Origin of the sequence: Calditerrivibrio sp. (assembly GCF_049968475.1) — a bacterium.
Classification (GTDB): domain Bacteria; phylum Chrysiogenota; class Deferribacteres; order Deferribacterales; family Calditerrivibrionaceae; genus Calditerrivibrio; species Calditerrivibrio nitroreducens_A.
On the sequence record NZ_JBMFQS010000004.1, the window covers coordinates 36,613 to 51,751 of the forward strand.

18 protein-coding genes are annotated in these 15,139 nt (G+C 35.6%); all 18 read left to right on the forward strand.

Going from position 1 to position 15,139, the window contains the following annotated elements; all coding sequences use genetic code 11:
* Window positions 1–19 precede the first annotated feature (19 nt).
* The 18 genes from ACP5Q2_RS04905 (at window position 20) to ACP5Q2_RS04990 (ending at window position 15,102) form a co-directional block, all read left to right on the forward strand.
* A complete protein-coding gene (locus tag ACP5Q2_RS04905) occupies window positions 20–784 on the forward strand; it encodes an inositol monophosphatase family protein (protein WP_428097815.1) in 765 nt (254 codons plus the stop codon).
* On the forward strand, window positions 777–3,146 hold the full coding sequence (locus ACP5Q2_RS04910; protein WP_428097818.1) for a DUF4388 domain-containing protein: 2,370 nt from the start codon (window positions 777–779) through the stop codon (window positions 3,144–3,146). The genes ACP5Q2_RS04905 and ACP5Q2_RS04910 overlap by 8 nt, the downstream gene beginning before the upstream one ends.
* Window positions 3,147–3,200: 54 nt before the next feature.
* Window positions 3,201–3,437: a hypothetical protein gene (locus ACP5Q2_RS04915; protein WP_428097821.1), complete on the forward strand. Its 237-nt coding sequence runs from the start codon at window positions 3,201–3,203 to the stop codon at window positions 3,435–3,437.
* A gap of 87 nt (window positions 3,438–3,524) precedes the next feature.
* Window positions 3,525–3,920, forward strand: coding sequence for a hypothetical protein (locus ACP5Q2_RS04920; protein ID WP_424605287.1), 396 nt, complete (start codon window positions 3,525–3,527; stop codon window positions 3,918–3,920).
* Window positions 3,921–4,072: 152 nt separating this feature from the next.
* Complete coding sequence (locus ACP5Q2_RS04925) at window positions 4,073–4,489, forward strand: succinate dehydrogenase, cytochrome b556 subunit (RefSeq protein WP_428097824.1); 417 nt, start codon at window positions 4,073–4,075, stop codon at window positions 4,487–4,489.
* Between the two features lie 12 nt (window positions 4,490–4,501).
* Complete coding sequence (locus ACP5Q2_RS04930) at window positions 4,502–4,822, forward strand: succinate dehydrogenase, hydrophobic membrane anchor protein (protein ID WP_428097826.1); 321 nt, start codon at window positions 4,502–4,504, stop codon at window positions 4,820–4,822.
* A 22-nt stretch (window positions 4,823–4,844) separates the two neighbouring features.
* Window positions 4,845–6,614, forward strand: coding sequence for a succinate dehydrogenase flavoprotein subunit (gene sdhA, locus ACP5Q2_RS04935; protein WP_428097829.1), 1,770 nt, complete (start codon window positions 4,845–4,847; stop codon window positions 6,612–6,614).
* A gap of 14 nt (window positions 6,615–6,628) precedes the next feature.
* Window positions 6,629–7,345 carry a succinate dehydrogenase iron-sulfur subunit gene (locus ACP5Q2_RS04940; protein ID WP_428097831.1) on the forward strand — a complete coding sequence of 239 codons (717 nt, stop codon included), beginning with the start codon at window positions 6,629–6,631 and terminating at the stop codon, window positions 7,343–7,345.
* Window positions 7,346–7,428: 83 nt separating this feature from the next.
* Entirely contained in the window at window positions 7,429–8,484 is a 1,056-nt protein-coding gene (locus ACP5Q2_RS04945; RefSeq protein WP_428097834.1) for a glycosyltransferase family 4 protein, read from the forward strand.
* 9 nt (window positions 8,485–8,493) lie between these two features.
* Entirely contained in the window at window positions 8,494–9,237 is a 744-nt protein-coding gene (locus tag ACP5Q2_RS04950) for a polysaccharide deacetylase family protein (RefSeq protein ID WP_428097837.1), read from the forward strand.
* A gap of 99 nt (window positions 9,238–9,336) precedes the next feature.
* Window positions 9,337–10,491, forward strand: coding sequence for a glutamate 5-kinase (gene proB / locus ACP5Q2_RS04955; protein ID WP_424605280.1), 1,155 nt, complete (start codon window positions 9,337–9,339; stop codon window positions 10,489–10,491).
* Window positions 10,442–11,707: a glutamate-5-semialdehyde dehydrogenase gene (locus ACP5Q2_RS04960; RefSeq protein ID WP_428098051.1), complete on the forward strand. Its 1,266-nt coding sequence runs from the start codon at window positions 10,442–10,444 to the stop codon at window positions 11,705–11,707. Before proB ends, ACP5Q2_RS04960 begins: the two co-directional genes overlap by 50 nt.
* A 1-nt stretch (window position 11,708) precedes the next feature.
* Window positions 11,709–12,353 carry a nicotinate-nucleotide adenylyltransferase gene (nadD, locus tag ACP5Q2_RS04965; RefSeq protein ID WP_428097840.1) on the forward strand — a complete coding sequence of 215 codons (645 nt, stop codon included), beginning with the start codon at window positions 11,709–11,711 and terminating at the stop codon, window positions 12,351–12,353.
* Window positions 12,350–12,685 (forward strand): ribosome silencing factor, encoded by a 336-nt coding sequence (gene rsfS, locus ACP5Q2_RS04970; RefSeq protein WP_424605278.1) that lies wholly within the window; start codon window positions 12,350–12,352, stop codon window positions 12,683–12,685. Before nadD ends, rsfS begins: the two co-directional genes overlap by 4 nt.
* Entirely contained in the window at window positions 12,685–13,155 is a 471-nt protein-coding gene (locus tag ACP5Q2_RS04975) for a tRNA (cytidine(34)-2'-O)-methyltransferase (protein WP_424605277.1), read from the forward strand. Before rsfS ends, ACP5Q2_RS04975 begins: the two co-directional genes overlap by 1 nt.
* Before the next feature lies 1 nt (window position 13,156).
* Complete coding sequence (locus ACP5Q2_RS04980; protein WP_428097844.1) at window positions 13,157–13,942, forward strand: 50S ribosomal protein L11 methyltransferase; 786 nt, start codon at window positions 13,157–13,159, stop codon at window positions 13,940–13,942.
* Window positions 13,935–14,636 carry an RsmE family RNA methyltransferase gene (locus tag ACP5Q2_RS04985; protein ID WP_424605275.1) on the forward strand — a complete coding sequence of 234 codons (702 nt, stop codon included), beginning with the start codon at window positions 13,935–13,937 and terminating at the stop codon, window positions 14,634–14,636. The genes ACP5Q2_RS04980 and ACP5Q2_RS04985 overlap by 8 nt, the downstream gene beginning before the upstream one ends.
* Window position 14,637: 1 nt before the next feature.
* Entirely contained in the window at window positions 14,638–15,102 is a 465-nt protein-coding gene (locus ACP5Q2_RS04990; RefSeq protein WP_428097848.1) for a nucleoside deaminase, read from the forward strand.
* Window positions 15,103–15,139: the final 37 nt, after the last annotated feature.

The window sequence follows — 15,139 nt, forward strand, 5'->3', positions numbered from 1 at the left end:
TTTGATATTATAATAAAATATGTTAGAAACAATAATAAATATAACATTGACTGCCGGTAAGATACTTTTAGATGGTTATACCACGCCTATTAAAGTCGACTTTAAAAACACAATTGATCTCGTGACAGAATATGATAAGAAAATAGAACTGTATCTTATTGGTGAATTGAAAAAAAACTTTCCTGATAAAAAAATTGTGTCGGAAGAATATAATACTGATGCGGGTTACGATGATAGGGGAAGTTTTTTTATAGATCCGATAGATGGTACTACAAATTTTGTTCATAGATTTCCTTTTTGTTCTGTTTCGGTGGGGTATATTTCTAAAGATAAAAGATGCGGTGTTGTGTATAATCCTATACTTGATGAGCTTTTTTTTGCGGAAACAGGTAAAGGTGCTTTCTGTAATCGTACAGAGATAAGAGTAAGCTCTGAAAATGAATTAATAAATAGTCTTATTGCTACTGGTTTTCCTTATTCTATTGTGGATACTGATAAAAGGTTTTTGTTGGATATGCTCGATGCTGTATTGAAAAATACAAGGGGTATCAGAAGGGCTGGTTCTGCTTCGTTGGATCTTTGTTATGTGGCAAAAGGGGTTTTTGATGGCTATTATGAATCAAGTCTTAAGCCCTGGGATGTTGCAGCAGGGATAGTTATTTTAGAAGAGGCTGGGGGTAAGGTTTCCGGAAGGTTTGGTGATGTATTTGACCTCTGGTCAGATTTTATAGTAGCCACAAATGGTCATATCCAGGATAAGCTTTTAAAGGTGTTAAATGGTTAGTAAAGGGCTTGTGGGTGATCTAAAAGCTATGCCTCTCACGGAGGTTTTTCAATGGATTGCCTTTTCCAATAAAAATGGTGAGCTGCATCTACAGAAGGAGAGCGATGAGGTAAATATAATATTTAAAAATGGTAAAATAGTGTATGTTACCTCCAATATACCTCATCTTTTATTGGGACAACTTTTGCTTAAATATAAAATTCTTAATAAAAACACCCTTGTGAAGGGGCTTTCATTGCAAAAGCAGCTGAAAATTCCTATAGGTCAGGTTTTGGTGGAATATAATTTTCTCGATGAAGCAAGTGTAAAAAAGATTCTAGAGATACAGGTTCAGGAAGTGGTCTTTCATATATTAAATTGGGAGAGTGGCTTTTTTATTTTTGATGAGAAACAGGTTTATGATACGATGATATCTATTCCTGTTGATTTTTTAATCCTTGAAGGCTTAAGAAGAAAAGATGAGGTTGCAAGATTTTTAAAGGTATTCTCTTATGGTTCTGTTCTGGCTCTAAAAGATGATAATCATCCCTTGAAAAAATATATTGACGGTAAAAAAAATGTCGGGGAAATTATTGTTGAAAAAGGTGGGGATGAATTTGAGACTTTGGAGGAGATTTTTACGGGTATTATAAATGGCTCCATCAAAATTGTATCTGAAAAGGAATTTGTCAAAGAAGAGGACCCTATAGTAAAATTTATAGTGGCTCTTGAATTATTCAATAAGAATAAGATTTATGAATCATTAAAAAACATAATGTCTATTTTAAGCTCCGGGTATCATAATGAACAGATCAAAAAGTTTTATGATAATATGGTGCTTTATATCACGAAATACTTTACGAAAAAATTTGGTGGAGAAAACACGGTTTTTTCTGTTAATAGGTTGAAACTGCTGGATGAAAAGGTTTACATTTCACCTGTTGAAGGGTATGTTCTTTCCCGAATAGATGAGTATCCTACAGTGGCAAAGCTGTCTAAAGTAGTGACCATAACAAAGACGGAACTTTTTTTAATAATAGATAAGCTCCATAGATTAGGCTTATTGATGATGAAAAATAGGGAAAAGAACAAAACGGAAGTAATGAGTAATGACATATTGTCAATATTGTTGGATATTTATAAAAGAGAATTGACAGGTGAACTGGAGGTTGTATCCCATAATCTGACAGGAAAGCTTTTTTTTAAGCAAGGTAGATTGATTTTTCTGTATTCTGTGTCTGAAGAGTTTTCCATATCTAATTTCTTGCAGGAAAAAGGTAGCATTGTTTTTACTTCAAGTGTTGATGCTTCTGAAGATTTTATAACATTCTTCTCCAATTTTATGGAAAAGAATAACTATTCCTTTGATGAAATAAGGGGGATTTTAGATATCTATGAGAATATGCTTTTTTACGAGATTATAAGTAGCGATATTTTATCAGCAATATTTGTATATGATAAAACTATACCCATTGAAGTAAAGTTTGATTTCAATGTTCTTTTTATGTTATTCCTTGCTCTTGTTAACGGAAAGTTGAAGATAAAAAATGAAATAAACAAAAATTCTGATTATGAATTGTTGAAGGATAAGATAGGTTTAATCGCAGAATTTGACAATATCGGTCTTATTGTAAATCTTCTGGAGCATTTTGACGATGGAAAAATAAGTTCTGATGAAATCCAGAGTCTAAATGATTATGAATTATCAGCACTTAATATTTTGTTGAAACTTGGTTATATAAAAGAGTATGAGACCCCTGAGTTTTCTCTTCAAGAACTACAAGAAAATCTGAATAAATTTAAGCAGATGACACCTGAAGAGATTTTTGGTGTTAAGGGTGAGATCGATCTGGATAAGATAAAACAGCAATATCTTAAGTTTTCCAAAAAGTTCCATCCGGATCTTGTGCTTGATCCTCAGGGTAAACAGCTGGCGAGGGAAATTTTTGAGATAATTAAGTATGCGTATGATACTCTTTTACAGATGAATGAAAAAGATAAACCTAAGAAAAAAATAGATATAAAGAATATTCTTCTGGCGGAGCAACTTCTCACAAGTGGAAAAGTGTATTTAAATATGGGAAGATTGAATGATGCTGTGGATTCTTTTATAAAGGCTTATAATGCTTTCTCTAATGATGAAGAGATAATGATTTTCTATGGTTATGCTTTGATTAAAAAAGGGGAATATGAGGAAGGTGTAAAGATTATGGAGATGGTTGGAGTGGAAAAATTCCCAGAGCCGGAGCTTTACGCTGCAATCATAGAAGCATATATCAAACTTGGTAAAAAAACAGAAGCAAAAAGATGTTTAGATAAGGCTTTAATTAAATTTCCAGATAAAAATAAGAGATTTGCTCATTTTTTAAACAAACTAAAGTAGTTTATTTAAACTTTTATGTTATAATTAAAGTACAACATTAATTTGGAGGTAGATATGTTGAATATTGAGGTATTTTATAATGGTAATATTGATAGAGAAACTACTGATATCGTTGAAAATATTAGATATAAATTTGGTAAAAATGTAAAATTGTATGATACAAATGAAACTGCTATTCCGGAAAAATATGGGATATTAAATCCACCTGTTGTGGTCATTGATGGAAAAAAGGTGATAAAGCTTTCCGGGAAAGACTCCCTAGAAGAAATAGTTACTAAAGCAATTTTTTAAAAAGTTCTAAAGTTTTACTTTTTTTGGTCGATACATTTATACGCAGGGAGGCTTAATATTGACATGGATGTGCCGTGAAGGTGCGTCATGGTTAAGATAGATAAAATTACGCTTCCTGTAGATTATCCTGATAAAAAAGATGTTAATAATTTAAATCCATCTCAGTTTCAAAAGATCGACAAAACTGGAAGTACTTCTGATATAGCTCCTAAGACAGGTAATAATTACAAGAGTTCTCTTATTTCCAGTTCGGTGAATGATGTCAACTACATTGTTAATACCCTTAATGCCAGGCTTAGGTCTCTTGAATTTACAATTGATTCTATGCAAAAATCTGAAGCGAGAAAGGAGATCGCAAAAGATGAAATAAAGAAGATGGAGGAGATAGCTACGCTTGTTTCAGCGCAGATGAAGATGAATAGTTCAACGGCTCTGATGGCTCAGGCTAATATCAAGATGAAGAATGTATTAAATTTATTATAGTAGTTTTGAATAGTAAAACGTAGTTATTATTTTCAATGAGCTGATTTAAGATTAATTTTTTCTATATCAGTTAAAGATTAACCATATAAACATGGGAATATCAAAAAAAAATTGTATATTGTATACAGGACTATTGACATTCACGAATTTTTATGGTAGAAGATAATGAGTTAAATTTCACCGGTGTTTGTAAAATAAAATATAAGGGGTGTAAAATGCCAAGAAAAGATTTGGTGACCTATCCCAAAAAGGTTTCCTACAAGAAGCACACGGGGATGACTGCGTGGCTTCTACATCGTATTAGCGGTGTAATTTTAGGTTTGTACCTGCTTCTTCATATTTTTGGTAAGGCAGGGTATGCTGACTGGTTTGGTGCTTTGACAGGTAATGCAATTGCCAGGATAATAGTTCTTGTGGCATTTGCATATCATGCTTTTAATGGATTCAGGATAGTTTTGATCGATTTTTCTAACGGTGCAGAAAAAGAAGTTTTCTCGAAACAGTTTATGGTTGTGGTACTTCTTACCATTGTGGTAACAATCATAGGTGCCATACCGCTGTTTTCTTAAAGGAGGTATTATATGATAAAAGGTTATAAATATAATGGTCATGGCGATTCAGGTTTGTTTGAATGGCTGTTGCAAAGGGTTTCTGGAGTAATTCTTATTGTTGTAATTGCAGTTCACTTTTTTTCTATGATAAAATCTGGTGAGTGGGGACTTAAAAGTATCGTTTTAGGTCCTTTATTTGCTTTTGGTATTTTTCATACGCTGAATGGTTTTAAGATGATCACCGATGATTATGTTAAATCAACTATCTGGAGGGCCATAATTCTTGCTATTTACTGGATTGTTGGTGTTACAGCAGCTGTTTTGGCTCTCAAAGTAGTTTCTGGTCTATAAAAATTAAGGAGAGGTAAAGAATATGTCTGTTAAAGTAGAATATCATAAATATGATGTGGTTATTTTGGGTGCTGGCGGTGCAGGGCTTAATGCTGCCCAGGTGGCGTCTCAATATGTTAGCACCGCTGTAATTTCTGAGGTGTATCCTACAAGAAGCCACACAATTTCAGCTCAGGGTGGTATCTCTGCAGCATTGGGTAACCTTGAAGAGGACCATTGGCTCTGGCACATGTATGATACTGTAAAAGGTAGTGACTATCTTGCAGATCAGGACGCTTGTGAATATATGACTAAGCTTGCTCCACAATACATAATAGAGCTTGAACATATTGGGGTGCCTTTCAGCAGAACTGCTGAAGGTAAGATTGCCCAGAGGCCTTTTGGTGGTCACACTGCGGAGTTTGGTAAAAGACCCGTAAAAAGGGCATGTTATGCAGCAGATAGAACAGGTCACGTTATGCTGCAAACTCTTTTTGAAAAATCTGTTGCCCAGAAAACACAATTTTTTAGCGAGTTTTATGCCCTTGAGCTTCTCACAAATGAAGGGGCAGTAAACGGAGTTCTCTGTTGGGATATCAAAAATGGCGGTTTCCATATTTTCCATGCGAAAGCTGTAGTATTTGCCACTGGTGGATGCTGCAGAATATTCAAAACAAACTCAAATGCCCATATTAATACTGGCGATGGTCTTGCACTCGCTCTTAGAAAAGGGTTTTCTTGGAGCGATGCTGAATTTATTCAGTTCCACCCAACAGGTATCTACCTTGCTGGAAACCTTATTACAGAAGGTGTTAGGGGTGAAGGTGGTATACTTCTTAATGCTCAGGGTGAAAGGTTTATGGAGAGATACGCTCCAACTATTAAAGACCTTGCCCCAAGAGATATCGTATCAAGATCCATGGTGAAAGAGGTTCTTGCAGGTAGAGGTGTTGGACCAAACAAAGATCATGTTCTTTTGAAGATAGATCACATTGGTGCTGAAGCTATTCATGAAAAACTTCCAGGTATTCATGAACTTGCTCTGGTTTTTGCGGGTGTGGACTGTACCAAAGAACCTATTCCAGTTATGCCTACAGCTCATTATCAGAATGGAGGGATACCCACAAACTACCTTACTAATGTTATTAGGGCAGTTGGTCCAAATCCAGAAGAACCTATACCTGGATTCTTTGCGGCAGGTGAGATTGCTTCCGCATCAGTTCATGGAGCTAACAGACTTGGTACAAACTCACTTCTTGACCTTGTTGTATTCGGTAGAACAGCAGGTGAGCAGTCTGCTAAGTATGCTAAAGAAAATAATTTTGTTCCTCTTGCTGAAAATGCAGGTCAGGAAGGTATAGCTCTTCTGCAGAAATTCTTGAATTCTAATGGTAAAAATACATTTGGACCAATGTATAAGGCACTTACTGAGTGTATGGAGCAATATGTGGGTGTGTTTAGAACGGAAGAAACTTTGACTACTGCAAAAGGGATTCTTGCAGATCTGAAGAAACAACTCGATGATTACAGGGTAAATGATAAATCTTCGGTATACAACCTCGAACTTATTGAAGCCCTTGAGCTAAATAATATGGTTCTTGTTGCGCAGGCTCTCACTGAAGCTGCACTTATGAGGAAAGAATCCAGGGGTGGTCATGCAAGAGAAGATTATCCAGAAAGGGATGATGTGAACTTCCACAAGCACACAGAAGTTACTCTTGATGGCGATGGGAATATTAAGATAGATTATAGACCGGTGCGTATGAAACCTCTTACTGTTGAAACATTCCCACTAAAACCAAGAGTATATTAATAGGGAGGATTATGATGAGTACAAATAAATTTGTTACATTTGAAATTTTTAGATACGACCCTGAAAAAGATAAAGAACCCTATTATCAAACATATAAAGTGGAAATAAGAAGATCTGGTATGCTTCTATTAGAAGGGCTTAACCAGGTTAAATGGGAGCTTGACCCAACTTTGAGTTTTAGAAGATCCTGCCGTGAGGGTGTTTGTGGTTCTGATGGTCTAAACGTAAATGGTGTTAATATGCTCTCTTGTATGACAAAAATAGAGGATCTTGGGACTGATCATATCGTAATTCAGCCTCTACCTGGTATGAGGGTTATAAGGGACCTTGTGACAGATGTGGATGATTTCTTCCAGAAGTTCATCACGGTAAAACCATACCTTATCAGGAAAAGCCCTGCTCCAGATAAAGAGTTTTATCAGTCACCTGAAGACAGAAAGCTTCTGGACGGTCTTTATGAATGTATCCTCTGCGGTTGCTGTTCTTCTTCATGTCCATCTTATTGGGCTGATGAAAAGTATCTTGGACCAAATGCCTTTTTGAGGGCATACAGATATCTTATTGACTCAAGAGATGAAGGTGCTGAGGATAGACTTCCGATTCTTAATGACAAACATGGGGTATGGAGATGCCACACTATTTATAACTGTGTTGAGGCATGTCCAAAACAGCTCAATCCCACAAAGGCTATTGTTGCTATCAGAAGAATGCTCCTCGAAAGAGGATACTAATAAAAAGCCCCCAAGAGGGGGCTTTTTTTATTGCTTAAATTTATAAAATCTTCTATAAGTTATCAAAAATAGGAGATTACCATTTGAAAGTAGCTTTTGTTTTACACAGCCATAAGCTTGGTGGTGCTGAAAAACACCTTTTAATATTAATTGAGTTGCTTAAAAATGAAAACCATGAGGTTGTTTTTTTAGGCCCAAAAGATTCATGGTTGTCAGATCAATTAAGCATTATCGGAGTAGAACAGCACCATATACCTATGCATGGTTTTTATGATATATTTTCATTAGCTAAGATTATTAAAGTCTTGAAGAGATTTAAACCTGAACTAATACATGGACATCTCACGAGGGGTGCTTTTTATGCCGGACTTGCTTCTAAATATTTGAAAATTCCTTCTGTTGCCACCGCCCATTCCACCAATACATGGAAACATTTTCAGTACGTTGATAGGATCATCTGCGTATCTAATGCTGTGAAAAATTTTTTGTTGCATAAAGGGTATGATGAAAATAAGTTGAGAGTTATCTATAATGGTGTAATTGAGCCTATTGTGGCTATTGAAGATAGATTGAGATTGAGAAAGGAATTATGTGTAGATAAAGATGAGGTATTGTTTGGTATGATTTCCCGTATAATACATGAAAAGGGGCACGATATAGCTCTGGAGGCTTTTGATGAAATTGGCAGAAGAGGTAAGCTGATATTTGTGGGGGATTTTAACACGGAATTTGGGCAGGTGGTAAAAAATAAGATTAATAAAATGGGGCTTTCTGAAAATGTTTTGTTAGTTGGGCAGCAGGATAATGTGTATCCTTACTTATCAATGTTAGATATTTTTCTATCACCGTCCAGAAGGGAAGCGATGCCACTTGCAATATTAGAGGCTCTGGGGGCGGGGTTACCTGTGATTGGATCAAACATCGGTGGTATTCCGGAGGCAGTTGAACATGGTGTAAATGGCTTTATTTTCCCAAGTGAGAACGCTAAAGAGATGGCAAAATATATGAATAAACTTTGTGATGATCTGGATTTAAGAAAACAGATGGGGATAAATGCAAAGAAAAGTTTTAATGACAGATTTAGTGCTGATATTATGTATAAAAGTATTTTAAAACTTTACCATGAGCTCAAGAATTAAGGAGATGCCATGCCTCGAATTAACGTTTTGATGTATCATCAGGTGGGAAAATTTAAAAATATTACCACTCATAAAGCTACGTATTGTGATGTGGGTAGATTCAGATCTCAATTAAGTTTGATGAAAATGTATGGATTTAAATCGATTTCCCTGGACGATCTTTATCTGTATCTTTCTGGTAAAAAAGAACTACCAGAAAAGTCAGTCGTTTTGACTTTCGATGATGGATATGAAAATTTTTATGAATATGCGTTCCCAGCTTTACAGGAGTATGGATATAGTGCGATTGTGTACCTTGTGGTAGGTAAAATAGGTGATAAGGCGGATTGGCTTGAAAAAGATGGTCATTTCCCTGCTAAATTGATGAATGCCCACCAGATAAGAGAACTAAAGAAATATGGAATAGACTTTGGTTCCCATGGGTATGATCATCTGAGATTGACTCAACAGGAGTATTATATAGCCAAGAACGATATAGAAAAAAGCAAAAAAGTTTTAGAGGATCTTCTTGGTGAAGAGGTGAAACATTTTTGTTACCCATATGGGGATCATAATATCGAGATTATGAAAATCACCCAGGAAGCTGGTTATCTCACTGGTGTCACCTGCGAAAGATCTTCTATAACTCTGGATATCGACCCTCTTGCAATTCCAAGAAAAGCGGTAAGTTTTGGAGATAGTATCATAGGTTTTGTGTGGAAACTTTTTTTCAAGAATAAACCCAAAAGAAAATTATTGTCTCTGGATGAATAAAAGGATATAGGTAATTTTTTATTTCAGTAATAATCAGAATAATAAGGAATAACGTATTATTTTATTGATTTCTGAAAAAAATTATATATTATCTAAAACATGAGAAAATTACCAAAAATTAATACGATTGTTATAAAAATAGGTAGTAGTATTATTGCTGGTAAGGATAAGATTGATAAGGATTTTTTATCTAAACTTGCTTCTGTTATATCTGAAATTAGATTAGATATCAAAAATATAGTGATTGTTTCTTCTGGTGCAGTGGCGGCGGGGTTTAAGCTTCTAGGGTTTAAATCCAAACCAAAGGATATTGCCGACAAACAGGCGTGTGCTGCGGTGGGGCAGGCTAAGCTTATCCAATATTATGAGGATGCTTTTAAAAAATACAATCTTATAGTTGGTCAAATTTTGATTGTAAAGGATGATTTTTCCAATAGAAAAAGGTATCTGAATGCCAGAACTACGATTAAAAGACTCCTTGATATGGGGGTAGTCCCAATAATAAACGAAAATGATACTGTTGCTGTACATGAGCTAAAATATGTGGAAACCTTTGGTGATAACGATAACCTATCAGCATTGGTGTCTGGTCTCTTAGGGGCGGATATGTTACTTATCCTTTCAGATGTGGATGGGCTTTTTGATAAGAATCCTTTGACATATCCAGATGCAACGTTGATAAAAGAAGTAAAATTTCTAAACGAAGATATTTTAGATGTTGCCGGTGAGTCAGTATCAGGAGTGGGAACAGGCGGCATGAAAACCAAGCTGGTGGCAGCAAGGAAAGCTCTTGACTCCGGCTGTTATGTGGGGATAATAAATGGTAAAGATCCTGAAAATGTCAAAAGATTTTTAGGAGGAGAAGAGATTGGGACATTTTTTTCCCATGTGGAGGATGTGAAGGATAAAAAGAAATTCTGGATTGCTTATGCGGCTACCCCAAAAGGGGAAATAGTAGTTGATAGTGGTGCCGTTAGAGCTCTTTCAGAGATGAATGGTTCATTATTGCCTTCGGGGATTTTAGATGTTTCTGGTAAGTTTGGGGTGGGGGATGTGGTAAAAGTTGTGGATATATACGGAGTTGAAATTGCCAGAGGGAAAACAAGATACTCATCGTCTGATGTTAAAAAGATCAAAGGAGTTAAAAGCGATATGATAGATCAGATCCTTGGTTTTAAAATAGGTGATGAAGTCATTCATAAGGATGATCTTGTCTTATCTAAAAAGAAAGGGGGTATATGTGGAATTGTTTGAGAATGTTAAGAGAGCCTCAAAGCAGATAGCAAGACTAACTTCTTCCCGGAAAAATGAAATATTAAAAAGTATAGCTACAAATTTGGATAAATTTAGAAATGATATACTCCTGGCAAATGAGAAGGATATTGACAATGCCAAAAAGCAAAATCTTAAAAGTTCCTTAATAGATAGACTAATCCTTAATGATAAGCGTATAGATGCCATGATAAGTGGCGTGAATGATATAATAAATCAGGATGATCCTGTGGGTATTGTAGAATTTGGCTCCATCAGACCTAATGGACTTAAAATAAATAAAGTGAGGGTTCCCATAGGGGTAATTGGTGTAATTTTTGAATCAAGACCTAATGTCACCATAGATGCGGCAGCTCTGTGTATTAAATCCGGGAATGCAGCTATTTTAAGGGGCGGTAAAGAGGCAAACTTTTCCAATATCGCCCTTGGTGATATTATAAAAAGATCTCTTGTTGATCTAAGCCTTGATGAAAATATTGTATGCGTAATCATAGATCCGGACAGGACAATTATGGATAAGATGCTGAAAGCCAGAGGATTTATAGATCTTATTATACCAAGGGGAGGGGAAAATCTGATCTCTTATGTGGTGGAGCATTCCCTCATACCTATTGTAAAGCATGACAAAGGTGTATGCCATGTGTATATTGATCAATTCGCTGATAAGGATATGGCCATAAGTATAGCCCTCAATTCAAAAGTGAGTAGGCCTGGTGTATGTAATGCGATGGAGACTCTTCTGGTGCATCATGCGGTGGCGAATGAGTTCCTTACCGATTTGGTGGAGATATACCACAGCAATAATGTGGAGATGGTTGGCTGTGAAAGATCGCAATTGTATAAGTATGTAAAACCTGCAGATGAGTTAGATTGGAGTACTGAGTATCTCGATTTGAAGGTTTCAATCAAGATTGTGGATTCTATTTATGAAGCTATTGATCATATCAATAAATATGGATCAGGGCATTCTGATGCTATAGTGACCGAAAATTACAGTAATGCCCTTATCTTTTTAGATTCTGTTGATTCTGCTGCTGTATATGTAAATGCTTCCACCAGATTTACAGATGGTGGAGAATTTGGACTGGGGGCTGAGATCGGTATCAGTACCCAGAAGCTACATTGCAGGGGTCCAATGGGGGCAAGAGATCTAACAACCACAAAATATCAAATTTTTGGTACAGGGCAGATAAGATAAATTGAAAAAAATAGCTCTTTTTGGAGGTACATTTAATCCTGTTCATAAGGGGCATATAAATCTTGCGGTGGAGGTTCAATCTCTATTCAATTTTGATAGGTTCTATTTTATACCATCCAAAATACCTCCCCATAAAAAATTGCCCAATACTACACCAGAAGAACGTATACAGATGTTGAAGCTTGCAATTGAAGATCTTGATCGGAGCATTTTTGATATATCTGATATTGAAATCTGCTCTTCAAAGAAGTCCTATACCTATAATACATTGGTGAAATTTAATAAAATTTATAAGAATAACGAGCTTTTTTTTATAGTGGGAACGGATATCTTTGCCACAATAAAAACATGGAATAGATGGGAAGAACTCTTCGATCTTGCTAACTTTGTGGTGGTCAATAGACCAAATTATTCAATGGATAAGATGTTGCAAACTATTCCTGTGAAGCTCTTGTCACTTGTGATTCGTTTTGAAGATTTTGTATTCGGTATGGAAAAAAAGATCATCCTCACCCACATTAAAGAGGTTCCTATATCGAGTACAGATATTAGAGAATTATTGTCCAATGATGAATATATAGATTTTTTGCCACAAAAGGTATACGAATATATTAGAAATAACAATCTTTATCGGGAGGCTAGATGATAGAAGATGTTTTGCGGAAGATAAAAGATAAACTTTTGGAAAAGATGGCTGAAAATGTCGTCATTTACAAAATTAAGGATGTATCCTCCGTTGCGGATTATCTGATAATCTGTACAGGTAATTCAGATACCCATATAAAAGCACTTGCGGATTATGCCGAAGAGGTGTGCAAAGAGCAAAATCTTACAAAACTGAAAGATGAAGGATATGGGATATCAAGGTGGGTGTGTATCGATTTTGGGAGTATTTTGATACACATCATGGGTAAACAGGAAAGGGAGTATTATAAACTTGAGTCCATCTGGGGAGCTTGTGAAAAGGTAGAGGTTTGATGACTCTTAAGGTAGCTCTTTTCGAACCTGAAATACCTCAAAATACCGGCAATATTTCACGACTATGTGCCGGCACAGATGTGGAATTGATTTTGATCGGTAAGCTCGGCTTTTCACTATCCAATAAATATTTAAAAAGAGCTGGTCTTGATTATTGGGAGTATGTAACGATACATAAAGTAGATAGCTTAGAGCAGTTTTTCAGTCAATTCCCTGAAACACATTATGAATATGCTTTTTTAAGTAAATTTGCTGAAAAGTATTATACGGAGATCCCTTTGTCGGATAATATTATCATTATATTTGGGAATGAGTCTTCGGGCTTGCCGGATATTATAAGGGATCGTTTTATGGATAGATTTTATCGTATCCCGATGAATGATAAAATAAGAAGTCAGAATTTATCCAATTCGGTGGCTATTGTACTATACGATATACTTAGAAGGAACAATTTTGGGGGGCTTTTTTAGTATGATAGAAATAAGATTTGATAGATTTTCGGATGGTCTTTTGGAACTGCTTGAAGAAAAAGGGATAATGCTGATAGAGGATGATTTTGACAAAAAGGTCATGTATTCTATTTATTGTGAGGAAGAAGATAAAGATTTGATTATGAATTTTATCGATTCTCCGATGGTCAAGGTGGTGGAAGAGACTGGCTGGGAAGAGAAATGGAAAGAGTTTTTAAGACCAGGAAATCTTACCGACCGGATAAAATATATATTTGATTCAAAAGATTTTGTAAGAGGGGAATCAATACTGATAAATCCGGCTTTAGCATTTGGTACCGGGAACCATCCCACGACACAGCTCGCGGCTACACTTCTGGAAGAGGTTTGTTTTGGTAAAAAGGTACTTGATGTGGGATGCGGAAGTGGTATTTTATCAATTGCAGCAAAATTATCCGGGGCATCTTCGGTGTATGGTTTTGATAATGATAGTACTGCAATCAAAAATACAAAAGAGAACTTAGTTTTAAATAATTCGGAAGATATTATAATATGGGCTGGTGGTGTAGAGTCTCTTAAATCATTGGTAAAATTCGATGTTTTGGTGGCAAACATTATCAGTAGCGTGCTAATTCAATTGAAAGATTTTTTCTTAGGAATAGATCCACAGTATTTTATTTTTTCTGGCATTTTAAAAGATGAAATGGATTATTTTTTAAAAACATTTGACAATGAAATGTTTTTATTGGATAGATATATCGAAAAGGATAACTGGGTAGGTATAAGGTACAGGAGAAAAGATGATTGAAAAATTGAAAAGATTCTATATAGACAAAGATCTTAAAGATGAGATTGAGATTGATGAGGATATGTATCACCATATAAAAAATGTTTTGCGGACAAAGATAGGTGATAAATTTATTTTTATAAATGACAGTGAAGTTGGTGAGTATCAGTTTTATTTTGGGATGAAGAGGTCGGGCATTTTTACGTTAAACAGTAAGAAGTCACATGAAATTCTTGATTACAAATTAAATGTTTACGTGGGGATTTTGCAGCGGGAATATTTTGATACAGTTATGGAAAAATTGGGAGAGATTGGTGTCACAAATGTGATTCCTGTTATAACCAGAAGAAGTATTCAAATGGTAACCAACAATACTTTGGAGAGGATCAAAAAGCTTCTCATTAAAGGTGCTCTTCAGGCAGAGCATGATTTTTTACCATATTTGGATTCAGTTATAAACATCTCTGAAATAGCTCCAGATACGGAGAATAATTTTCTGCTATACGAACGTAAGCTAAGTAAAAGCAGAATGGAAATTAGATCCAAATCGGTAAGTCTTATAATTGGCCCTGAGGGTGGCTTTGAAGAGAATGAAATAGAATTACTTTCAGAAAAGGGTTTTGTACCAGTATCACCTATAAAGGGTGTTTTGAAAGCAGAAACAGCTGCTTTACTTTTTGCGGGGTATGCAAAAATTTTAATAGATACCTTTTGATATGGATGATCTGGATCTGCATTTCATGAAAAAAACTATTCAGGTGGCCAAAAGGGCATTGAAATATGATGATGTACCTATTGGGGCTATTGTAGTCATGGATGGAAAAATTATAGCCTCCGGCTACAACAGGAAAAAAGTTACTAAAAATCCCATGGATCATGCTGAAATTATAGCTCTGAAAAGAGCTGCCAGAAAGATCGGCGATTGGCGCTTAAATAGCTGCGTTTTGTATTCTACGTTGGAGCCGTGTATAATGTGTGCCGGTGCCATACTTCACTATAGAATAAAAAGGGTTGTGTTTGGTACAGTTGAGCCGAAGTTTGGAGGTGTAGTATCCAATGATAGAATCTTTGATATCAAAACTCTAAATCACAGTGTTGATTATGAATTTGGGGTCTTTGAGGAGGAGATAAAGGGGATGATGAGGGATTTTTTTAAAAAGGTAAGGGGGAAGGTGTTTTAAATTTTAAATTTTGAATGTTGAATGTTGAATGTTGAAT